Annotated in this window: 22 protein-coding genes; 13 read left to right on the top strand and 9 right to left on the bottom strand. The window is 63.8% G+C overall.

The features are described from left to right. Positions 1–311: 311 nt before the first annotated feature. Together P0D96_RS09280 and P0D96_RS09275 are read left to right on the top strand one after the other, a co-directional pair. Positions 312–569 (top strand): helix-turn-helix domain-containing protein, encoded by a 258-nt coding sequence (locus P0D96_RS09280; protein ID WP_132376909.1) that lies wholly within the window; start codon positions 312–314, stop codon positions 567–569. Next, positions 559–1,851, top strand: a complete 1,293-nt coding sequence (locus P0D96_RS09275) for a HipA domain-containing protein (RefSeq protein WP_408313105.1) — start codon at positions 559–561, stop codon at positions 1,849–1,851. Before P0D96_RS09280 ends, P0D96_RS09275 begins: the two co-directional genes overlap by 11 nt. A 161-nt stretch (positions 1,852–2,012) precedes the next feature. Here P0D96_RS09275 and P0D96_RS09270 read toward each other — a convergent pair whose 3' ends face one another. The 5 genes from P0D96_RS09270 to P0D96_RS09250 form a co-directional block, all read right to left on the bottom strand. After that, complete coding sequence (locus P0D96_RS09270; RefSeq protein ID WP_408206452.1) at positions 2,013–2,792, bottom strand: peptidylprolyl isomerase; 780 nt, start codon at positions 2,790–2,792, stop codon at positions 2,013–2,015. Between the two features lie 11 nt (positions 2,793–2,803). Then, positions 2,804–3,118 (bottom strand): BolA family protein, encoded by a 315-nt coding sequence (locus P0D96_RS09265; RefSeq protein WP_408175464.1) that lies wholly within the window; start codon positions 3,116–3,118, stop codon positions 2,804–2,806. A 1-nt stretch (position 3,119) separates the two neighbouring features. After that, positions 3,120–3,650 carry a septation protein A gene (locus P0D96_RS09260; protein WP_408175463.1) on the bottom strand — a complete coding sequence of 177 codons (531 nt, stop codon included), beginning with the start codon at positions 3,648–3,650 and terminating at the stop codon, positions 3,120–3,122. A 167-nt stretch (positions 3,651–3,817) separates the two neighbouring features. Continuing rightward, on the bottom strand, positions 3,818–4,240 hold the full coding sequence (msrB, locus tag P0D96_RS09255) for a peptide-methionine (R)-S-oxide reductase MsrB (RefSeq protein WP_132374684.1): 423 nt from the start codon (positions 4,238–4,240) through the stop codon (positions 3,818–3,820). 93 nt (positions 4,241–4,333) lie between these two features. Beyond that, positions 4,334–5,890, bottom strand: coding sequence for a protein adenylyltransferase SelO (locus P0D96_RS09250; RefSeq protein WP_408175462.1), 1,557 nt, complete (start codon positions 5,888–5,890; stop codon positions 4,334–4,336). Between the two features lie 191 nt (positions 5,891–6,081). Here P0D96_RS09250 and P0D96_RS09245 point away from each other — a divergent pair, with 191 nt between their 5' ends. The 3 genes from P0D96_RS09245 to P0D96_RS09235 all read left to right on the top strand — a co-directional run bounded on the left by P0D96_RS09245 (position 6,082) and on the right by P0D96_RS09235 (position 11,282). Beyond that, entirely contained in the window at positions 6,082–7,767 is a 1,686-nt protein-coding gene (locus P0D96_RS09245; RefSeq protein WP_408175460.1) for a 3-(methylthio)propionyl-CoA ligase, read from the top strand. A gap of 164 nt (positions 7,768–7,931) precedes the next feature. Next, positions 7,932–10,016 carry a 3-hydroxyacyl-CoA dehydrogenase NAD-binding domain-containing protein gene (locus P0D96_RS09240; RefSeq protein WP_408313103.1) on the top strand — a complete coding sequence of 695 codons (2,085 nt, stop codon included), beginning with the start codon at positions 7,932–7,934 and terminating at the stop codon, positions 10,014–10,016. 87 nt (positions 10,017–10,103) lie between these two features. Further along, positions 10,104–11,282, top strand: coding sequence for an acetyl-CoA C-acyltransferase (locus P0D96_RS09235; RefSeq protein WP_408286662.1), 1,179 nt, complete (start codon positions 10,104–10,106; stop codon positions 11,280–11,282). A 108-nt stretch (positions 11,283–11,390) separates the two neighbouring features. Here P0D96_RS09235 and P0D96_RS09230 read toward each other — a convergent pair whose 3' ends face one another. Beyond that, positions 11,391–11,894, bottom strand: coding sequence for an LEA/WHy family protein (locus tag P0D96_RS09230; RefSeq protein WP_408313100.1), 504 nt, complete (start codon positions 11,892–11,894; stop codon positions 11,391–11,393). 70 nt (positions 11,895–11,964) lie between these two features. After that, complete coding sequence (locus P0D96_RS09225) at positions 11,965–12,339, bottom strand: cupin domain-containing protein (protein ID WP_408175455.1); 375 nt, start codon at positions 12,337–12,339, stop codon at positions 11,965–11,967. A 178-nt stretch (positions 12,340–12,517) separates the two neighbouring features. On the opposite strand from P0D96_RS09225, the gene P0D96_RS09220 reads away from it, so the two are divergent. The 6 genes from P0D96_RS09220 to P0D96_RS09195 all read left to right on the top strand — a co-directional run bounded on the left by P0D96_RS09220 (position 12,518) and on the right by P0D96_RS09195 (position 18,652). Further along, the gene (locus P0D96_RS09220) at positions 12,518–14,014 is read left to right on the top strand and encodes an aminotransferase-like domain-containing protein (RefSeq protein ID WP_408175454.1); all 1,497 of its coding nucleotides are present in this window, start codon (positions 12,518–12,520) and stop codon (positions 14,012–14,014) included. 250 nt (positions 14,015–14,264) lie between these two features. Next, positions 14,265–14,654: a hypothetical protein gene (locus tag P0D96_RS09215; protein WP_132374676.1), complete on the top strand. Its 390-nt coding sequence runs from the start codon at positions 14,265–14,267 to the stop codon at positions 14,652–14,654. Positions 14,655–15,063: 409 nt separating this feature from the next. Further along, entirely contained in the window at positions 15,064–15,549 is a 486-nt protein-coding gene (locus P0D96_RS09210; protein ID WP_132374675.1) for a PaaI family thioesterase, read from the top strand. Positions 15,550–15,663: 114 nt separating this feature from the next. Then, a complete protein-coding gene (locus P0D96_RS09205) occupies positions 15,664–16,662 on the top strand; it encodes an NADP-dependent oxidoreductase (protein ID WP_342960283.1) in 999 nt (332 codons plus the stop codon). Positions 16,663–16,720: 58 nt separating this feature from the next. Continuing rightward, complete coding sequence (locus P0D96_RS09200) at positions 16,721–17,611, top strand: SDR family oxidoreductase (protein WP_408175790.1); 891 nt, start codon at positions 16,721–16,723, stop codon at positions 17,609–17,611. Between the two features lie 81 nt (positions 17,612–17,692). Then, entirely contained in the window at positions 17,693–18,652 is a 960-nt protein-coding gene (locus tag P0D96_RS09195) for an alpha/beta hydrolase (protein WP_408175451.1), read from the top strand. Between the two features lie 44 nt (positions 18,653–18,696). Here the strand turns inward: P0D96_RS09195 and P0D96_RS09190 are convergent, their stop codons facing one another. Together P0D96_RS09190 and ygfZ are read right to left on the bottom strand one after the other, a co-directional pair. Next, positions 18,697–19,542: an NRDE family protein gene (locus P0D96_RS09190; RefSeq protein WP_408175449.1), complete on the bottom strand. Its 846-nt coding sequence runs from the start codon at positions 19,540–19,542 to the stop codon at positions 18,697–18,699. Between the two features lie 89 nt (positions 19,543–19,631). Next, positions 19,632–20,705 carry a CAF17-like 4Fe-4S cluster assembly/insertion protein YgfZ gene (gene ygfZ / locus P0D96_RS09185; protein WP_408286653.1) on the bottom strand — a complete coding sequence of 358 codons (1,074 nt, stop codon included), beginning with the start codon at positions 20,703–20,705 and terminating at the stop codon, positions 19,632–19,634. Positions 20,706–20,783: 78 nt separating this feature from the next. Between ygfZ and mltG the strand changes: the two genes are divergently transcribed. Together mltG and tmk are read left to right on the top strand one after the other, a co-directional pair. After that, positions 20,784–21,794: an endolytic transglycosylase MltG gene (mltG, locus tag P0D96_RS09180; protein ID WP_408175788.1), complete on the top strand. Its 1,011-nt coding sequence runs from the start codon at positions 20,784–20,786 to the stop codon at positions 21,792–21,794. Further along, positions 21,794–22,414, top strand: coding sequence for a dTMP kinase (gene tmk / locus P0D96_RS09175; protein ID WP_408175446.1), 621 nt, complete (start codon positions 21,794–21,796; stop codon positions 22,412–22,414). The genes mltG and tmk overlap by 1 nt, the downstream gene beginning before the upstream one ends. Positions 22,415–22,453 lie beyond the last annotated feature (39 nt).

The raw sequence follows: 22,453 nt of genomic DNA, 5'->3' as shown, positions 1-22,453 counted from the left end.
TGGCCCGACGGCTGTCTAGTCCGTCTGGCGCCGGCAAGGCGGGCGGCACATGCGCCGGCCCTCGCAGCAGTGAGCAGATTGTCGACGCCTTGGTCCGTATCCGATCTGGTACGGGAAGAGCGATACACGCCAAATTATTGTGTTTCGTATCCGTTCGGGTACGAAACAGGTGTATAAGCCTCCAAAGCATCACTTGGTACCCGACCGGGTACGAAATCAAGCCTGCCCCTTCGCCCCGTGGCATAATGTTCCCGAGCGGGTACGAACATACAGGGCGGAAAGTGGTGCAATCCGAGACTTTCATTGGCGATATGACGGCCTTAGGCGATCTTGTGCGGGCATCGCGGCTCGCACAAGGTCTGACGCGCGACGACGTCGCCACCGCGACCGGCCTGTCTCCCAAGTTCATCACGCATATTGAGGCAGGTAAGCCGACAGCGCAGATCGGCAAGGTGCTGCACCTGCTCGGCGAACTGGGCATCACGCTGCGCGCCCAGGTTTCCGTAGACATCCCCGCAGACGTCTCGACCAAGGCGTCCCATCGCCGACGGAATCCTCATGGCCGCTAGAACGCTCGTCGCCTATGCGAATGGCCAACGCGTGGGCATCGTAAGCGATGACAGCGGCGTCTGGTCATTTACCTACGACGAGGATTGGCTGAGTCGTCAGGACGCGTTTGCGCTTTCACCCGCTTTCCCACTGGAAGCCCGGCCTTTCGTCGACGGATCGAGCCAGCGGCCGGTGCAATGGTTCTTCGACAACCTTTTGCCGGAAGAGGAAATGCGCAGTGCGCTCGCTCGTGAGGCCAAGGTCGATGCGAGCGATGCGTGGGGTCTGCTTGCCTATTACGGCCGGGAGTCGGCTGGCGCCTTGACGCTGCTCGCCGAGGGCGAACAGGAGGCACCGAGCGGTTTGCAACCGTTGTCGTACGCGAATCTGGAGGCACGCATTCAGGCGATGCCGCAGCATGCGCTCACCGCCACGGCGCCCAAACGCATGTCCGCGGCGGGCGCCCAACAGAAGCTGCTGTTGACCTTGCGCGGCGACGCGCCGGATTACGCGCTCTTTGAACCCGTGGGCAGTGAACCGTCCATGCATCTGCTCAAGCCCGACATGCGAAGCACGGGCTATCCGCATTCGGCGATCAACGAATTTTTCTGCATGCAACTCGCGCATGCGATGGGTGTGCGCGTACCGCCTACGCATTTTATGCGCGTGCCTTCGGCCTGCTACGTGATCGATCGCTTCGACCGTGACACGAGCAGCGAGCCGGCGCGGCGGCTGCATACCGTCGACGCCATGCAACTGTTGAACTACGACCGCAGCTTCAAATATCAGAACGCCACGGCGCAGGTGCTCAGGGACGCCATCGAGAAAACGAGCACGCGGGCAGTGGCGCGTCTCGATGTATTCCGATGGGCGATCTTCAATGTGCTCATCGGCAATGCCGACTCACATCTGAAAAACCTCTCGTTCTTCGTCACCCCGCGCGGCTACATGCTGGCTCCGTTTTACGACCTGGTCAGCACGGTCGTCTACCATACGCCGACCTACCAGCCGCAGCAGCGGGATCGTTGGCCACACTGCGACCTCACCATGCCTGTCGGAGACGCCACGCAGTTCGCGCAGATTTCCAGGAAGAACATGCTCGCATTCGGCGAAGCGCTTCGTCTCGCGCCGAAAGGCTCGGAAAAATTGCTGGATGACATGCTGGCCACGCTCGACGCCCGCGTGGCGGACACCCGGCGCAACGTCGACAAGATCGCGCAGCCGAATGCCGGTGAGGTCCGGCTGCTCGACTCGATTGTCGCGATGCCGCTTGCGGAGATGAGCCGGGCCCTGCGCAAGTGATTGCCGCCGGCCTGACCAGACATGAAAAAGCCCCGTTCAGTCATTGACTGAACGGGGCCATGAACAGAAGCCGGGACCGCTGACAAATAAGAACCGAAAGGAACCGAAAAGAACCGAAGTACCCGCTCGAAGCGAGCCGCTCGCTCTCCAGGCAAACCTGCTTACTGAATCTTCGCGTTCTTACGAAGACCTTCTTCGAACGCTTGCAGCTTTTCCTGCTGGATCTGCTGCACGATCTGCGGGCGCACTTGCTCCAGCGGCGGCGGCGTGACGTCGCGCACGTCGTCGACACGGATGATGTGCCAGCCGAATTGCGTATGCACCGGCGTGTCGGTCATCTGGCCTTTCTGCAGATGCGTGGCCGCATCCGCGAATTCAGGCACGTAGGCTTTCGGGTCCGACCAGTCCAGATCGCCGCCGTTCTTGCCCGATCCCGGGTCCTTCGAGAATTGCTTGGCCAGATCCTCGAAGCTTGCGCCGGCCTTGATCTTCGCGATCAGGTCCTTCGCCTGCTGTTCGTTATCCACGAGGATGTGGTGCAGGTGATATTCCTTGCCGCCCGCGTCCTTGATCAGCGCGTTGTAACGCGCGGTGACTTCGGCGTCGCTCGGCGTGTTGTTCTTCACGAAGTCTTCGATCAGCGCGCGCAGCACGACGGTTTGCTGTGCCACGGCGATTTGCGCCTTGATGTCCGGACGATTCGGCAGGCCGCGGCGCAGCGCTTCCTGCATCAGGATCTCGCGGTTCACCAGTTCTTCGCGCACGGCCGTTTGCAGTTGCGGCGTATTTTGCTGGCCTTGATGAACCAGTTGGTCGATCAGCGCGTCGGCGCGTGCTTTGGGAATCGGCGTGCCGTTCACGACGGCGATGTTCTGTGCGAATGCAGGTGCGGCTGCAAATGCAGCCAGCAATACCCAGAGGCGGGTTTTCTTCAAGGTCATCGAAAATTTTCCTAGCGGGGCAACAAAGCGAATTCTTCGGGCGTATACGCCGTGATGGCAAGGGCGTGAATGCCGCGCTGCATGGCATCGGCCAGCGCATCATACACCATGCGATGCCGCGCCACGCGGGCCTTGCCGGCGAATGCGGCCGCCACGATCGTGACACTGAAATGACCGCCGGCGGAGGCGCCGGCGTGACCGGCGTGCTGAGCGCTGTCGTCGGTGATCTGGATCGAAGTGACCGGCGCCAGCGCGGCGGCGAGGCGCGCCTCGATCAACGCGGCGCGCTCGGCGGTGGTGGCGTGCATGAATACATCGCTCGTCATGTCATTCTTCCTTCATATACTTCGACAACCACAAACTCTGCCCGACGATGAACACCACCAGGCACCCGGTGGCGCCGAACAGCTTGAAATTGACCCACTGGTCGGTCGTGTAGTTGTAGGCGACGAACAGATTGACCAGCCCGAGCAGCACGAAAAACACCGCCCACACGACATTCAGCTTGCCCCAGATCGCGTGCGGCAGCGTGATCTGCTTGCCCATCATCGCTTCGATCAGGTTCTTGTTGAAGGCCAGTTGCGAGACGATCAGCGCGACCGAAAACGCCCAGTAGAGCACGGTCGGCTTCCATTTGATGAACGTGTCGTTGTGCAGCACGAGCGTGGCGCCGCCGAACACGGTGACGACGCCGAGGCTCACCCACAGCATCGGATCGACCTTGCGGTGGCGGAAGGCCACCCACGCGATCTGCATCAGCGTGGCGACGATCGCCACTGCCGTCGCCGTGAAAATGCCCCAAATCTTGAAGGCGACGAAGAACAGGATGATCGGGAACAGATCGAACAGGAATTTCATTATCTGGTCGGGGAATCGGAAAGTGAGCGGAAAGCGAGTCGAAGAATAAGGGTGCGGTGCGAAGCGTCGGGGCAGCCGGTTCGCAAACTGGATGAAGGGTGTCGCGGCCGGCGCGCGCCTGAATGGTCGCAGACGCCGGCCGGCAACGCGCCGGACTCCGCGCTGCGTTACTTGGGCTCGAATTGTAACGCAGCTGAATTGATGCAGTACCGCAGGCCGGTCGGCGCGGGTCCGTCTTCGAACACGTGGCCCAGATGCGCGCCGCAGTTCTTGCACTCCACCTCGATACGCAGCATGCCGTGCGAACGGTCGGTCTTCTCGGTGATCACTTCGCCGTCGATCGGCTTGAAGTAGCTCGGCCAGCCGCAACCGGCGTCGAACTTGGTGTCCGATTCGAACAGCGGCGTGCCGCAACAGACGCAGTCATAGATGCCGCGGTCCCAGTGATCGTGATAGCGGCCGGTGAACGGGCGCTCGGTGGCCGCGTGGCGCGTCACCTGATATTCGATGTCGGAGAGCTGCTTGCGCCACTCGGCGTCGTCTTTCTGCACGGCGGGGGCGTCGGTCTTGAGTTCGTCGGGTTTGTTCATGGTCGGAGTTCCTGTCTCGGGCTTGTTTTGAGGGGACGCATGATGATCATGCAGATTCGGCTCATCACGCGCGATCACACGGCGTTCAGCACGTCACGACGAGCAGCTCACTTCCAGCGAACTCGCCCAGTCCGGCGGCAGCCCCGCATATGCTTCGTGCTCGGGCTGTTCGTCGAACGGACGGCGCAGCACGGCCGCCAGTCGTTCCACTTCGGAAAAATCCTTCTCTTTCGCGTGACGGATTGCCGTCTCCGCCAGATGATTGCGAAGTACGAATTTGGGGTTCACACGGTTCATTGCAATGGCGCGCTCGGCGTCGTCGCGTGTTTCTTCGGACAGCCGCGCGCGGTAGTCGTTCGCCCAGGCGTCGAACGCGGCACGGTCGAGAAACAGGTCGCGCACCGGCGCGTCGCCGCTCGCGTCGTGCTTCGACATGCGCGCCAGGTTGCGGAAAGTCAGCGTGAAATCCGCACGACTGGCGTGCATCACTTCGAACAGACGATTCACGAGCGAAGCGTCACCGTCACGTTCGGTTTCGAGGCCGAGCTTGGCGCGCATGCGCCGCTCCAGCGCCGGGGCGAAACGATCCTTGAAGCCGCCGAGCACGCGCTGCGCGTCTTCGATCGCCTTGTCGCCGCGCACGCTTTCCTCATGCTTTTCGCCCAGCAGCGGCAACAGCCCCTGCGCGAGGCAGAAGAGATTCCAGTAAGCGATCTGCGGCTGCATCTTGTACGCGTAACGGCCTTGCGAATCGGAGTGATTGCAGATGTAGCCGGCGTCGAAGCCGTCCATGAAACCGAACGGACCGTAGTCGATGGTGAGGCCGAGTATCGACATGTTGTCGGTGTTCATCACGCCGTGGCAAAAGCCGACCGCCTGCCACTCGACCATCAGGTCAGCGGTCGACATGACCGCTTCGTCGAGCAGCGCGAGATACGGATCGTCGGCTTCGCGGCAATGCGGATAGAAACGCTCGATCACGTGATCGGCGAGCGCGCGCAGCGCGTCGGTGCGATCGTTCGAATAGAAGTGCTCGAAGTGGCCGAAACGCACGAAGCTCGGCGCCACGCGCGTGACCACCGCCGCCGTTTCGATCGTCTCGCGCCGCACCGGCTGATCGGAGCCGATCACGCACAGCGCGCGCGTGGTCGGAATGCCGAGGTGATGCATCGCCTCCGAACACAGATACTCGCGGATCGACGAACGCAACACCGCGCGGCCATCGCCCATGCGCGAATAGGGCGTGCGCCCCGCGCCTTTGAGCTGCAACTCGAAGCGCTGGCCGTCGTGTTCGACTTCGCCGAGGCCGAGCGCGCGGCCGTCGCCGAGCTGGCCGGCCCACACGCCGAACTGATGCCCGGAATACACCGACGCATAAGGCAGCGTCTCGGCCGGCCACTCGCGCGTGACGTTGCCGGAGAACAGTTCCGCAAAGCCCGGATCCTTCTCGAGGCCCGGCTCTAGACCGAGCAGCGCGGCGGTTTCGGCGGAGAACCCGACGAGGTACGGCGCGCTGAGCGGCGCCGCGGGCAGACGCGTCAGAAACACGCTGCCGAGCCGTGCGAACGCGCTCTCGTGCAACGTGGTGAGCGCGTCGGAAAGGGCCGTCAAAGGCCCGGATAACCCTGCAATGCTTGGGGAAAACGACATGTTGAGCGCCTCTGGATTAACCGATATTGTAAGTCCGCGCCCGCGGAGCTGCTGGCCGGCCGTACGTCTGTCACGTACCGATCCTGTCCAGATCGTTTGCCGGCTTCGCGCTTTTCGCCGATGGCGCGACGAGGCGCGCCCCCCGAGCTGCAAAACCAATTGAAACGATCAAGCCGAGGAGACCACTCTTTATGACGACGCCGCTGCTTGGCCAGATGATGGACGTGCCGCTTACTGTGCCTTCGTTGCTCGCACACGCCGCGCGGCATTTCGGCAGCACCGAAATCGTGTCGCGGCGTATCGAAGGCGACCTGCATCGCTATACCTATCGTGATTGCGAAAAGCGCGCGAAGCAGCTCGCGCAGGCTTTGATCGCGCTTGGCGTCGAACCCGGCGAACGGGTCGCGACGCTTGCATGGAACGGCTACCGCCATCTGGAAGCGTATTACGGCACGACCGGTTTCGGCGCCGTTTGCCACACGATCAACCCGCGTCTCTTTCCCGATCAGATCGCTTACATCATCAATCACGCCGACGACGCCTACGTGCTGTTCGACACCACGTTCGCGCCACTCGTCGATGTCCTCGCGCCGCAATGCCCGAAAGTGCGCGGCTGGATCGCGCTCGCCGACGAAGCGCATCGGCCCGCCATGCAGACGCCGGCGCTCAGCTACGAAACGCTCGTCACCGCGCAGGACGGCAACTTCGAATGGCCGCCGCTCGACGAGCGGCAAGCCTCGTACCTGTGCTACACGTCGGGCACCACCGGCAATCCGAAGGGCGCGCTGTATTCGCATCGCTCGACGGTGCTGCATGCGTTCGGCGCGTCGCTGCCTGACGCGATGAGTCTTTCCGCGCGCGATTGCGTGCTGCCCGTCGTACCCATGTTTCATGTGAACGCGTGGGGCATTCCGCACGCCGCGCCGCTGACCGGGGCGAAGCTCGTGTTCCCCGGCAAGGACCTCGACGGCAAGTCGCTGTATGAATTGATGGAAAGCGAACGCGTTACCTATTCGGCCGGCGTGCCGACCGTGTGGCTCGGGCTGCTCAACTATCTGCGCGAGGCGAAGGTGCGGTTCTCGTCGCTCAATCGCACGGTGATCGGCGGCTCGGCCTGTCCGCCGGCCATGCTGCGCACATTCGAGGACGACTACGGCGTGCAGGTGATCCATGCGTGGGGCATGACCGAAATGTCGCCGCTCGGCACGTTGTCCAAACTGACGTGGGAACAGAGCCAGCGTCCGCTGGAAGATCAGCGCAAATTGCTCGAGAAGCAGGGGCACGTGCTCTATGGCGTCGACATGAAAATCGTCGGCGAAGACGGGCGTGAACTGCCGTGGGACGGCGTGGCATTCGGCGATCTGCACGTGCGCGGACCGTGGGTGATCAACCAGTATTTTCGCAAGGACGACTCGCCGCTCGTGGACGGCTGGTTTCCCACCGGCGACGTCGCCACCATCGACCGCGACAGCTTTCTGCACATCACGGACCGCTCAAAAGACGTGATCAAGTCAGGCGGCGAATGGATCAGTTCGATCGACGTCGAGAACGTGGCAATCGCGCATCCGGCCGTGGCCGAAGCGGCGTGCATTGCCTGCGCGCATCCGAAATGGACCGAGCGGCCGCTGCTGGTGGTCGTCAAGCGGCCCGGCTTCGAAGTCACGCGCGAAGAACTGATCGCCTTCTACGACGGCAAGGTCGCCAAATGGTGGATTCCCGACGACGTGGCCTTCGTCGACGAACTGCCGCACACGGCGACCGGCAAGCTGCAGAAACTCAAGCTGCGCGACTTTTTCCGCGACCATGTCCTGCCGTCCGCGCTCGAAGACGAAAAGGATTGTCCTCTGACGCCGCTTGCCAGGGGAAACCCCGCCTAGAAATAAAACGAACGAGAATTGAACGAGCGTGCTTTTTTGTGTATTCTGCCTGCTGACCTCGGGAAAATCAGACAATGGGTCGGATCGCTGATCCGGCTCGATGAACCGGAAGGGCGGCGCGCCCACGCGTCGCCGTATTGCATGGATCGCATGGAGGCAGGCAGATGGCAGTGGACTACACAACTCATGACGGCGTGGCCGTCATCACGCTGAACAATCCTCCCGTGAACGGCCTCGGCCTGTCGACGCGAGCGGGTATCGTCGAGGGGATCGAGCGCGCGCAGAACGATCCGGCCATCAAGGCCATCGTGCTGACGGGCGCGGGCAAGGCCTTCTCGGGCGGCGCCGACATCACCGAATTCAATACGCCGAAAGCGACCCAGGAGCCGACGCTCGCCACGGTCATCAAGATCGTGGAAGGCAGCGCGAAGCCGGTGATCGCCGCGATTCACAGCGTCGCGATGGGCGGCGGTCTGGAGTTGGCGCTCGGCGCGCATTACCGCGTGGCCGCGCCCGGCGCGCAAATCGCGCTGCCGGAAGTGAAGCTCGGCATTCTGCCGGGCGCGGGCGGCACACAGCGTCTGCCGCGCGCCATCGGTCTCGAAGCGGCGCTCAATATCATCGTCTCCGGCGCGCCCGTCATGTCGGAGAAGCTTGCTGACTCCGGTCTGTTCGATGAACTCGCGCAAGGCGATCTGGCCGAAGCAGCGCTGGCGTTCGCGCGCAAGGTCGGCGCGAAAGAAGGCCCGCATCCGAAAGTGCGCGACCGCAAGATCGAGCATCCGAACGCCGCCGGGTTCATTCAGTTCGCGCGCAATACCGTCGCGGCCGTCGCGAAGAATTTCCCCGCGCCGCAGAAATGTATCGACGCGGTGGAAGCGGGCGTGCAGAACGGCTTCGACAAGGGCCTCGCGTTCGAACGCGAATGCTTCATGGCGCTCGTGCAGACGCCGGAAAGCCATGCGCTGCGTCACGCGTTCTTCGGCGAACGCGCGGCGAGCAAGATTCCCGATGTGCCGTCGGACACGCCGGTGCGCGACATCAGCCAGGTGGCCGTGATCGGCGCGGGCACGATGGGCGGCGGCATCGCGATGAACTTCATCAACGCGGGTATTCCGGTCACGCTGCTGGAAACTAAGCAGGACGCGCTCGAGCGCGGCCTCGCCACGATCCGCAAGAACTACGAAGCGACCGTCAAGAAGGGCAAGCTCAAGCCCGAGGCGCTCGAACAGCGCATGGCGCTGATCACGCCCACGCTTTCCTACGATGACCTGAAAAACGCCGACCTGATCGTCGAAGCGGTGTTCGAAGAACTCGGCGTGAAAGAGCAGGTGTTCAAGCGTCTGGACGAAGTGGCAAAGAAAGGCGCGATCCTCGCCTCGAACACGTCGACACTCGACGTCGACAAGATCGCCGCATTCACGAAGCGTCCGCAGGACGTGGTCGGCCTGCACTTCTTCAGCCCGGCCAACGTGATGAAGCTGCTCGAAGTGGTGCGCGGCAAGGAGACGGCGAAAGACGTGCTCGCCACCGTCATGAAGCTCGCCAGGAAGATCAGGAAGACCGCGGTGGTCTCGGGTGTGTGCGACGGTTTCATCGGCAATCGCATGATCGAGCAGTACATCCGCCAGGCGCTCTTCATGCTCGAAGAAGGCGCGTTGCCCGCGCAGGTCGATCGCGCGATCGAGAAGTTCGGCTTCGCGATGGGTCCGTTCCGCATGAGCGACCTGGCCGGCAACGACATCGGCTGGGCGATCCGCAAGCGCCGCTATCAGGAACATCCTGACATGCACTACTCGAAGATCGCCGACCGTCTGTGCGAGACCGGGCGCTTCGGCCAGAAGACCGGCGGCGGCTGGTACGACTACAAGGCGGGCGACCGCACCGCGTATCCGTCGAAAGTGGTCGATGACATGATCGTCGCGTTCTCGAAGGAAACCAATAGCGAGCGCCGCAAGATCTCCGACGAGGAAATCGTCGAGCGACTCGTATTCGCGCTCGTGAACGAAGGCGCGAAGATTCTCGAAGAAGGCATTGCGTCGAAGGCGTCGGATATCGACATGGTCTATCTGACCGGCTACGGCTTTCCGCTCTATCGCGGCGGCCCGATGCTGTACGCGGATGCGGTCGGCCTCTACAACGTCGAGCGCGCGATTCGCCGCTATGCGGCGCGGCCGAACGGCGACGCCTGGGAACTGGCGCCGAGCATCGCGGAGCTGGCGGCGAAGGGCCGCGGGTTCAACGGCTGAGCTGGCGCTCTAGTGAACTGACTGAGGTGGCGCCGCGCGACGATTCGCCGGCGCGCCACCATCGATATCTGGAAGTAGGAGATATGCATGACTGATGCCGTAATCGTATCGACCGCCCGTACGGGTCTCGCCAAATCATGGCGTGGTGGTTTCAACATGACGCACGGCGCGACGCTCGGCGGTCACGTGACGCAGGCCGCCGTCGAGCGCGCGAAGCTCGACCCGGCGCGCGTCGAAGACGTGATCATGGGCTGCGCCAATCCGGAAGGCGCGACGGGCATGAACATCGCGCGGCAGATCGTGCTGCGCGCCGGTTTGCCGGTCAGCGTGCCGGGCATGACGGTGAACCGTTTCTGTTCATCGGGATTGCAAACTATTGCGCTGGCCGCGCAACGCGTGATCGCCGGAGAAGGCGACGTGTATGTGGCAGGCGGCGTCGAATCGATCTCGTGCGTGCAGAACGAGATGAACCACCACATGCTGACCGAAGGCTGGCTCAGCCTGAACAAGCCGGAAATCTACTGGTCGATGCTGCAGACCGCGGAGAACGTCGCGAAACGCTATTCGATTTCGAAGGAACGTCAGGACGAATACGGCGTGCGTTCGCAACAGCGCGCCGCGGCCGCGCTCGAAGCCGGCAAGTTCAAGGACGAGATCGTGCCGTTGACGGTGCTCGCCGGTGTCGCGGACAAAGCTACCGGGCGTCTCTTCACGAAGGAAGTGACCGTTAGCGGCGACGAAGGCATTCGCGCCGACACCACGCTCGAAGGCGTGTCGAAGATTCGCACCGCGCTGCCGGGCGGGGTCGTCACCGCGGGCAATGCGAGCCAGTTCTCGGATGGCGCGTCGGCTTGCGTGGTGATGAACGCGAAGGTGGCGGAGCGCGAAGGCCTGCAGCCGCTCGGCATTTTCCGCGGCTTCGCGGTGGCCGGTTGCGAGCCGGACGAGATGGGCATCGGGCCGGTGTTCGCGGTGCCCAAACTGCTCAAGCAGGCGGGTCTGAAGGTCGAGGACATCGACCTGTGGGAGCTGAACGAAGCGTTCGCGGTGCAGGTGCTCTATTGCGCCGATAAGCTCGGCATTCCGCAGGACCGTCTGAACGTGAACGGCGGCGCGATCGCGGTCGGCCATCCGTATGGCGTGTCGGGCGCGCGGCTGACCGGCCATGCGTTGATCGAAGGCAAGCGGCGCGGCGCGAAGCTGGTCGTCGTGACCATGTGTATCGGCGGCGGGCAGGGTGCGGCGGGGTTGTTCGAAGTGGTTTGACCGGCAGGAGCGGTAGCGGACAGCGGGTGCCATGTGGTTCAGCGCGAGAGCGGCGAAACCGCAGCACCCGTTTATATTCGTGCATGGTGTCCACCGTCATGAGCCGTCTCAGGGCAAAGCCATGCTGGACGACGGCAGGCTCAGAGTTCCCTGGTCGATGAAGCGTGTCGTGCCCGTCAGTCCGCCTGCGAGCTTGCCGCGCAGAATGTACGGAATTTGTCCCGACTCCGTGGCCCCCGCGAAGGCGAACGCCTGCCGGATCGCGGCGAAAGCCGGCACCGTCAACGGCACATTGACGACCGTTTCTCCGTAGCGCGGCACGGTGCCCGCCTGGTCGCTCACACCGCTCGCGAACGGCTTGCCGTTCAGTTCGAGATCGAGCGACACGCCGTTGAAGTTGACCGCGGAATCGTTCGGATTCTGCACGCGCAGTTTCACGTTGAAGCGCATCTCGAGGCCCTGACCGTCGATCGGTTCGATGCCCGCCACGTTGACGCGCACCGGGTCGCCGCCGAAGAAGCCGGCGCAACCGTTGAGCGTCAGCGCGACGAGGGCGAGGATCGTGGTCAGACGAACGGAACGTCCGGACAGCAGCGCGCGGAAGAAGGACATGACCTGCACCTCGCAAGAAGCGACTTGTGTCATGCATTGTACCGGGCCGTGCCTCGCGCCAAGCGGTGTTTCAGGCCGCGCGCCGCAGCCGTGTTTTGACGAGGCTGGCCAGATGGTGCAAAGCTTGACCTATCAGACTGCGATCGTCCTTCCGCGCGCCCGGAGGTTGTACGACAAACGCAGCCGCGTTCACATGCGCGGCACTGATCAACACGACGCCGCGCTGCGGCGTCACGAAGCACTCGCCTTCGTGCAAGGTGATCGACGTGAGCGGCACGGCGTCGCCCAGCCATGCGAGCGAGTGATCGCGGAATTCGAGTTGCAAGTCGCCTTCCACAGCGACGATCGAGGTCCGGGCGCGCAGGTCGCGCACGGCCAACTGGCCGGCCGTGAGGCGAGAAGCAGCGCCGGATGCCGGACCAAAGCCGGATTGACAGACTGACATGGCCGATTCCTTTAAAGCGTTTCCATGCCACTCAGCTTATTGAGTCCGTTCGCGTGAAAACAGCCGCAGCCACAGACAATGTGAACCGGTACAGCGGCGCGTTTCGGTGCGCTGTATCGGTCGGAATCGAACGGATGTGTATCTGTCGCGACGCGCGAACTGTGCGCACCATCGGTTCATGACCCAATCCATCCTGACCCGGCAGGCAGCGCCTGCGGACCGGCTGCCGGATAGCCAGCCTCTCTACCGGCAATTGGCTGATCAATACCGTCGCGCGATCGGCAGCGGCGTGCTGCGTCCGGGCGACCGCATGCCGTCGATGCGCGCCTTCATGCAGCGGCACGGCGTGAGCCTCGCCACGGCGACCGAAAGCTACCGCGTGCTGGAACGCGACGCGCTGATCGATGCCCGGCCGCGCGCCGGCTACTTCGTGCGCGTGCCGCCCACGGCTGCGCTGCCGGGCGCGTCCGAGCCCGACCTGGCGGTGCTGCCGGGCGCCGCGCAGTTCGTCGGCATTCACTCGGCGATTTCCGCGATCGTGTCGAAGTTCCAGCGCTATCCGGACGCACTGAATCTCGGCGGCGCGACGGCGTCGCCCGATCTGTATCCGACGGATGCGTTGCAGAAAGCCGCGCTGCGCGCGTTGCGCAAGCGGCCCACCTTGCTGACCGCCGCCGGACACGACCAGGGCGATCCAGCCCTGCGCGCGATCATCGCGCGCCGCGCGCTCGACGCCGGCATCCAGATCGGCGCCGACGACATCATCATGACGCACGGCGGCATCGAGGCGGTGAATCTCGCGTTGCGGGCGGTGACCCAGCCCGGCGACACCGTCGCGGTCGAGTCCCCGTGCTTTTTCGGGCTGCTGCAGGCGCTCGAAAGCCTCGGTTTGCGCGCGCTCGAAATTCCGGCCAGTCCAACCACCGGCCTCGCCATCGAAGCGCTGGCCTTTGCGCTGCAAACGCATCCCGACATCAAGGCCGTGGTCGCGGTGCCGAACTTGCAGAACCCGCTCGGCAGCGTGATGCCCGACGCGCACAAGGCGCGGCTCGTCGAACTGTGCGCGCGAGCCGGCATTCCGCTGATCGAAGACGATCCGTACCGCGAACTGGCCGACACTCCCCAGCCGCCCAAATCGCTAAAGGCGTGGGACACCGACGGCACCGTGATTCACTGCACGTCGTTCAACAAGGTGCTGGCACCCGGCATGCGGGTCGGCTGGATCAACGGCGGCCGCTGGCATCCGCGTATCGGCATGCTGAAGTTCGCGCAGTCGCGGCACAACGAACAACTGTCGCAAGTGGTGCTCGCCGAATTTCTGGAAACGAACGCGTATGAGCGGCATTTGCGGCGCTTGCGTGACCGGCTACGGCTTCAGCGCGAACGGATGGCGGCCGCGATCGCGACCTCGTTTCCCGACGGCACGCGCTTCACGCCGCCGGGCGGCGGGATGTTTTTCTGGATCGAACTGCCGCGGGAAATATCGTCGACGGCGTTCTTCGAGGCCGCGCTGGACGACGGCATTCGCGTGATGCCGGGGACGGTGTTTTCGAATGCCGGGCGCTTCGATCATTTCATCCGGCTCAGTTCACCGAGCACGGATCTCGATCTGGCCGACGAAGCCGTGCGCAGGTTAGGGCGGCTGGCTGCGCGCATGGCGGCGCATTCAGGTTGATGCGGGTGCGGCGCCGATGTATAAGTGCTTGAAGAAACACATTACTTTGATAATCGGCGGATCGTCTGCCAGCGCAGCGGTTCGTTGCAAGGAGTCACAAAAGACCTGGAAAGCACTCCGAATGGCATCTTCCTATCATTAGCAATCCGGTCATGTGCTGATTGCTCCCTGACTGCTTCTGGCAGATCGTTTCTTGAAGGCAATGCCGATCTGCCCCGCGTTACCACTCGAAGATCACCACGGAGACGATATGCCATTCATTTGTGAAAATGTCGAGTGCCGAGCTGTGCTTGCCCGCAAACAGGTCAAACCGAATCGGGACAACAATTCGTTTTACTTCTATTGCCCCGACTGCAATACGCGCAACGAGCTGATCGACGTGGGCGCCGCCGGCGGTCCCCTGGAACTGATTCAGCCCGTCCGGCAAGGGCTTCCGCACAAGGTGGTCGCAACGGCCCGGCCTCTGGAGGACGGAAGATACGCGGCGCAGTTATGCATCCAGAAAGCGCTTGGAATCAAGGGGCCTTTTGCTGCGGAGGAACGTTGGGATCAGCTTGGCATTTTCCCCGACCCACAAGACGCCGTCAGCTATGCGAAGACCACCGCAGCCGATTGGCTGGGGGCTGACTTCAGACATTAAAAACGCCGGACGGTTCGGTGCCGCGCTCGCGCGCCGATCTCGACGGTTTGTCTGTGAACGTCTCGTAGGCTCCTTCTAATTCGCTGCCGACTTAGCCTGTACCCGATTGGAGTCAATCGCCGACTCCAATCGGGCAGCAGCCCTGCCAGTCGTCGCAATGCCTTTCCGTTCGACCCCACGGGCGCGATTTCGCCGCAGTGCGCAACGTTCGCGAGCGAGCCTTCAGACGCATCGCCAGGGCCCGTTTCTGCCCGCCCAAACCGCCCGATAAAACTCCACCCATCGCGTAAGTTTGATAGGCTTGCTCTTTGCCTTGGCCGATGAGGAAGCTCGAGCAAAATGCCAAAGCCTCCTCACGCGCCCCGCATCAATCTCATGAACGTACCGACTACACAATCTGCAAACAGCCATGACCGATTCGCCTTCATCTAACGCGAGCACTGCGTCGATGCCCGAGAGCCCGTTCGTCGACCGGCTCGGCGCGCAGCTCCTCTCGGCCGCGGACGGCGCCAGCGAAGTCGTGCTGCCGCTGCGGCAAGATCATATGAACACATGGGACGTCGCCCACGGCGGCGTCACGATGACGCTCGCCGACGTCGCGCTTGCGATGGCCGCGCGCAGTCTCGCCGGCGACGGCGTCGGCGTCGTCACGGTCGAGATGAAGGTCAATTTCATGCAGCCGGGCCGCGGCGAATTGCGCGCGAGCGGCCGCGTGTTGCACCGCTCGACCACCATGGCCTACTGCGAAGGCGAGATCCGCGACAGCGAAGGCCACTTCGTCGCCAAGGCGCTCGGCACCTTCAAGTACATGCGGCGTCTCGCCGTGGGCCGCGACATCACGCAGCAGCGCCTGCGCAGCGACCCGTCGGCAAAACCCGGTCCTAGCGACGGCTGAGTACAGCCGTTCGAACCGCGCGCGTGTCCGAGAGCCGTGCGCTGGTTCCTGCCTTCACAAAACGCCGTTCGAATCATTCGCCGAATTCATCGGCAACTCATGGAGACGATCGTCATGCCCCAGATCAACCGTCAACTCGTGCTGGCGTCGCGCCCGCAAGGCGCCGTGACGCCCGACAATTTCCGTCTCGTCGAAACACCGCTCGCCCCGCTGGCCGACGGCGAATTGCGCGTGCGCAATCATTTCCTGTCACTCGATCCGTACATGCGCGGCCGCATGAACGACAGCAAGTCGTACGCGGCGCCGCAGCCGTTGAACGAAGTGATGATCGGCGGCACGGTGGGTGAAGTGGTGGAGTCGAAGAATCCGAAGTTCGCGGTCGGCGACAAGGTCGTCGCGATGTTCGGCTGGCAGGAATACGGCACCTCGAACGGAACCGGCGTGCAGAAAGTCGATGATACGCATGTGCCCTTGTCGGCCTATCTCGGCCCGGTCGGCATGCCGGGTGTCACGGCGTGGTACGGCCTGAATCGCATCATCGCGCCGAAAGCGGGCGAGACCGTGGTGGTCAGCGCGGCGAGCGGCGCGGTGGGCAGCGTGGTCGGCCAACTGGCGAAGCTGGCGGGCGCACGAGCGGTCGGCATCGCCGGCGGTGCGGACAAGTGCCGCTATGTGACCGAGACGCTCGGCTTCGATGCCTGCGTCGATTACAAGGCCGGCAATCTCTATCAGGACCTCAAGGCCGTGACGCCGAATGGCGTGGACGGCTACTTCGAGAACGTCGGCGGCGAAGTGCTCGACGCGACGCTCGCGCGCATGAACGCGTTCGGCCGGATCGCGCTGTGCGGATTTATCGCGGGCTACGACGGCCAGCCGCTGCCGCTCAAGCATCCGTCGCTGATGCTCACGCAGCGTTTGCTCGTGCAAGGCTTCATCGTCAGCGAGCACATGGACGTGTGGCCGGAAGCGCTCAAGCAACTCGGCACGCTGGTCGCGCAAAAGAAGCTGGAATATCGCGAGACCATCGCGCAAGGACTCGATGCGGCGCCCGACGCGTTCATCGGGCTGCTCAAAGGCAAGAACTTCGGCAAGCAACTCGTCAAGCTGATCTGATGGCGACGGCGGCCAAGCGAATCACACAACACGCCGATCAACCCAGGGGAGTCACATGATGTTCGAATTCGCAGGCAAGGTGGCGGTGATCACCGGTGCGGCGAGCGGTTTCGGCCGCGCGTTCGCGCAGAAGGGGGCGGCGCTCGGCATGAAGCTCGTGCTGGCCGACGTCAATCCCGACGCGCTTGCGCAAACCGTCGATGCCTTGCGCGCCGACGGCGCCGAGGCGATCGGCGTGCCGACGGATGTCGCGAGCGCCGCGCAAGTCGAAGCCCTCGCGCAAGCGGCACTCGACGCCTACGGCCGCGTGCATCTGCTCTTCAATAACGCGGGCGTGGGCTCGGGCGGCTTCCTCTGGGAAAGCTCGGCGAACGACTGGTCGTGGGTGTTCGGCGTGAACGTGATGGGCGTGGCGCACGGCGTACGGGTCTTCACGCCGATCATGCTGGCGCAGAACGAGCCGGCGCATATCATCAACACGGCGTCGGTGGCGGGGCTGCTGTCGCCGCCCGCGATGGGCATCTACAACGCGTCCAAGCATGCCGTGGTGTCGCTCACCGAAACGCTGTATCACGACCTGCAGCTGGCGCAAGGTGGAGAGGCGGCAGCGCGTGGGCTCGTCGGCTGTTCGCTGCTGTGTCCGGCCTTCGTGCCGACCGGCATCGCCGATGCGGAACGCGCGCGCCCCGCGGACCTGCGCAACGACAGCGGACCGACGCGCTCGCAGATCGCCGCAGGCAAGCAACTGCAGCGTGCGGTGCAATCGGGCAAGCTGAGTGCCGACGATGTCGCCGACATCACCTTCGAGGCGATCGCCGCGCGGCGTTTTTACATCGTCACGCATCCAGGCATCATGGCGACGGTGAAGCTGCGTCACGAGGACATCGAGCAGTTGCGCAATCCCACCGATCCGATGTCGCTCAAGCCGGAAGTGAAGAACGCCGGTTAGGCGAGACTTTCATCGCATCGCCGGCGCGCTATCGCGCCGGTTTTTTTGAACCTTCGGCGCTCATGCGCCAACAGACGCACCATGCCGCTGAATCCGAAGATCGAGCAGGTGCTCGACATGATCGCGCGGGCGAAGCGCCCGAAGCTTCACGAAATGACCGCGCAAGACGCGCGGGCCTCGTACGAAAAAAGCGCACCGATTCTGGAGATCGCCAGCGCGCCGATGTTCGCGCTCGAAGATCTGCGAATCCCGACACGCGACGGCGCGACGATTCGCGCGCGCCTTTATCAGCCAGTCGAGCCGAGCTGGGCCGAGCCCGCGCCGGCGCTGGTGTACTACCACGGCGGCGGCTTCACGGTGGGCAGCGTCGATACGCACGATGCGCTGTGCCGCATGTTCGCGCGCGACGGCCAGTGCACGGTGATGTCGGTGGATTACCGGCTTGCGCCGGAGCACAAATTTCCCACTGCCGTCGACGACGCGTTCGACGCTTTGAGCTGGCTGCATACGCACGCCGCGGAATACGGATTGGATACCGGCCGGCTCGCGGTAGGCGGCGATAGCGCGGGCGGCACATTGGCGACGGTCTGCGCAGTGCTCGCACGCGATGCCGGGATCAAGCTCGCGTTGCAAATGCTGATCTATCCGGGCACGACCGGCTATCAGCAAACCGATTCGCACTCGCGCCTCGCAAACGGCTTTCTGCTGTCAGGCGACACGATTCAATGGTTCTTCGAGCATTACGTGCGCGATACGGGCGACCGCGACGACTGGCGTTTCGCGCCGCTCGACGGCCAACGCGGCGCGCCCGACTTCAGCGGCGTTGCGCCGGCATGGATCGCCACCGCCGAATACGATCCCTTGAGCGACGAAGGCGATGCCTACGCGGAGAAATTGCGCGCCGCGGGCAATGCGGTCACGCTCAAGCGCTATCCGGGCATGATCCACGAGTTCTTCAAAATGGGCGGCTTCGTACCCGAGGTCGCAGAGGCGCACGCGGATGCCGCCGCGGCATTGCGTGCGGCGTTCGGCATCGAGTGAACGCGGTTGTGTGGCTGGCCAATCAACCGCCGACGGAATGACCTTTAGACAATCTCGCGTTCGATATTGAAAGCGAAGCTGCGCTCGAAGTCGCCGGGCCGCGCGATCCGGTGCGAGCCGTTGTCGTCGCTACGCTCGGCGACGGCCACGCTGACCACTTCGCCATGCGCGGCCACGCGCAACGCGGTCGTGCCGCGCGTGCCGTACTCCGGCGTTTCGATGAAGGCCGCCGACAACGCCCGCTCGCGTTCGAGCGGAATGCCGGTGGACGGCAATTCGTCGTCGCGCGCGAGGCGCGGATCGCGCATCAGATCGATCAGGCGTTCGAGCGGCGGCGTGGCGTCGCGCGCGAGCAGCGTGCCCAGTTCCGCGCGCTTTTTCACCAGCTTCGGCCACGCGGTATCGAGCACCGCGTTCGAGATGCCGTGCGTGCCCGCAGCGAGCAGCGCGGGCGCGAGATCGCCCCGGTTGCAGTACCAGGCGAGTTCGCGGCGCGTCCAGTCGCCCACCAGCAGATTGAAACCGTTGTAGATGTCGCCGGTTTGCGCGACGTGTTGCAGGTACGCGAGCGGGGTGTCGTGCGGGTTTCCCGCCGCGTCGCGCGCGGCGCCGCTCAGCCAGTCGCTGACGAGCGTGCCGCGGGTCGGCGCATCGGCGCGCATTTCGTGCGGCGCGCGGTAATTGGTCAGCGCGGCGAACCGGCCGTCGCGCGACATGCCGAGCCACGTCCCGCCGCCCACCAGATCGCGGCCGGCCAGCACGCCCGGCTCGTCATGCCACCAACTGATCGGTTCGGCCGTGCGGCGAAAGAATTCGTCGCGATTCGCGGCGAGCGTGAAAAGCGGGCCGTCGACCGCGTCGGGTCGCCAGTCGAAGACGATCAGGCACATCGGGGAGCATCTCCCGGTGGGGGCATTGCGGTTGACGAGGCCAGTAAAAAGCGGCGCCTGATTGCGCCGCTTCGTACCGTGCGAGAAGTTCAAATTTCGGTCGGCAACCCGTAGGGCAGCGCGAGAAACCGAAGCGCAGGGCCGTCCGCCGCGCCCAGATGCACCGAGCCGTTTTCCAGCGCCGCGAGCTTGATTTCGACGAGCACATCGACGCCGCCGTCCGGCGCCGACGCCGCGTTCACGACCATGCCACACGGCTGGCCCGGATCGTCCGAATGGAACAGTTCCGCGCCGGCGTGCACCGTGTCGAGTTCGCCGGCCACATTGGCCAGCGACGTGCGCCGCTTGATCGTGCCGCGATACTGGCTGCGCGCCACCACTTCCTGGCCGGGATAGCAGCCTTTGCGGAAATTCACCGCGCCGAGCACGTCGAAATTGACCATTTGCGGCACGAACTGCTCGACCACCGGCTGGGTGATGCGCGGCTCGCCTGCGCGAATGTCGAGCCAGTCCCACACGGCCGGCGAGACGCGTTTGAGTTTTTCGTCTAGCAAGGGCAGGAGCGACTCGACCTGCGCTTTCGGGCCGATCCACAGAAAACGCAGATGCTCGAGCGCATCCGGCACGCGAATCAGCGAGCCCGCCGCGCCGTCCACCTTCACGTGTACACCGTCCGGCAACGCGTCGAACACGCCGGAGAGCGCCTTGCGCACGTCGCCGGCGAGGCCGATCACGGCCAGTTCGCCGCTCGCGTCGACGAGCTTGGCTTTGGCGCGCAGCACGAACATGGAGAGCCGCTTCTGCACGGCGGCCTGCACGTCTTTCGACGCCAGCAGGCGGATCGTGTCGCCGCTGCGCCAAGTCAGGAACGACGCCAGCAGACGTCCCTTGGCTGAACAGTAGCCGGCCAGACGCGCATTGGCGGCGTCGAGGTGCTGGGTGTCGTTGGTCAACTGGCCGTGCAGGAAGCTCGCTGCGTCGTCGCCGGTGGCGTCGATCACGCCGAACTGCGTGAGCGGCATGTACGCGCCGTGGTGAATCACGGCGTCGAATTCATCGGCAGAAGGGCGCGGCAGCGTGGGCAGGCCGGCGGGCGCCGTGGAAGCTGCCGTGACGGCGGTGCCAGAGAGAGTGCCTGAAGCGGTAGCGAGCGGTGTGTTCATGGATTCCGAGAACAGTCAATTCTGACTTTAGCTAAGGCAAACAAGTATTATATGCAGTCCAACCCTGCCACGTTTCGCATGTCCCTTCTGAAGAAATGTTTCGTCGCCGGCGCAATCGTCGTTGTGCTGGCCGCAGCCGCAATTGCCGGTGGGTATCACTGGGCCAACAGCCCGCTCGATCTGAACCCTGCGCAACTCGATGTCACCGTCAAGCCGCACAGCAGCTTGCGCAGCGTCACGCTGCAGCTCAATCGCGGCGGTGTGCCGGTCGAGCCTGAACTGTTCGTCATCATGACGCGGCTGCTGGGCCTGCAAAGCGAGCTGAAATCGGGCAACTACGAGTTCAAGACGGGCGTGACGCCCTATGAGGTGCTGCAGAAAATCGCCCGCGGCGACGTCAACGAGTATGTGGCGACCATCATCGAAGGCTGGACCTTCAGGCGCATGCGCGCCGAGCTGGACGCCAATCCGGCGCTCAAGCACGACACGATCGGCATGAGCGACAGCGATCTGATGAACGCGATCAATGCGCCGGAAGCGCCGATCGGCAATGGTGAAGGACTGTTTTTCCCGGATACGTATCTGTTCGACAAGAACACCAGCGATCTCGACGTGTACCGCCGCGCCTACCGTCTGATGCGCCTGCGTCTGGACGAGGCGTGGACCGCGCGCGCGCCGAACCTGCCGTACAAGACGCCGTACGACGCGCTGACCATGGCGTCGATCATCGAAAAGGAAACCGGCAAGAAGTCCGACCGGCCGATGGTGGCGGCGGTGTTCGCGAACCGTCTGCGCGTGGGTATGCCGCTGCAAACCGACCCGACCGTGATCTACGGCATGGGCGACGGCTACACCGGCCACATCAGGAAAAAAGACCTGCAGACCGACACTCCCTACAATACCTACACCCGGATGGGTCTGCCGCCGACGCCCATCTCGCTGCCCGGTGTGGCGTCGCTGCAAGCGGCGCTGAACCCGGCGCAAACTACCGCGCTGTATTTCGTGTCGCGCGGCGACGGTAGCAGTATCTTTTCTGACACCCTCGGCGATCACAACAAGGCCGTGGACAAATACATTCGAGGGCAATGATGGCGCGGGGTAAATTCATTACGTTTGAGGGCATCGATGGGGCGGGCAAGACCACCCACCTCGGCTGGTTTCGGGAGCGCCTCGAACAGAAAGTCGCAAGCACCGGCCGCGCGGTCGTCATGACGCGCGAACCGGGCGGCACGCCGCTCGGCGAGCAGATCCGCGAGATCGTGCTGCATCAGAAAATGGACCTCGAAACCGAGGCGCTGCTGATGTTCGCGCTGCGCCGCCAGCATCTGGCCGAGGTGATCGAGCCGGCGCTCGCGCGCGGCGACTGGGTGCTGTCGGACCGTTTCACCGACGCGACCTTCGCTTACCAGGGCGGCGGCCGCGGTCTGCCGCGCGACAAGCTCGAAACGCTGGAGCGCTGGGTGCAGGGCGGTTTCCAACCGGACCTGACGGTGCTGTTCGACCTCGCGCCGGAGGTCGCCAACGAACGGCGCAGCGCGGTGCGCGATCCGGATCGCTTCGAAAGCGAGTCGGTGGCGTTTTTCAACCGTACCCGCGCCGAATATCTGCGCCGTGCCGAAGAAGCGCCATACCGGTTCGCTATCATTGACTCCGCGCAGAGCATTGTGCAGATTCAGAGGAAACTTGAAGAGTTGATCGCAGTTCTTTGATTTTAAAAGAATATAACTTCGTTTTATAACGCTATGCAG

It is taken from the genome of Paraburkholderia sp. RL17-347-BIC-D, from assembly GCF_046027915.1.
Taxonomy (GTDB): Bacteria; Pseudomonadota; Gammaproteobacteria; order Burkholderiales; family Burkholderiaceae; genus Paraburkholderia.
This window is presented reverse-complemented; position numbering and strand designations above follow the sequence as displayed.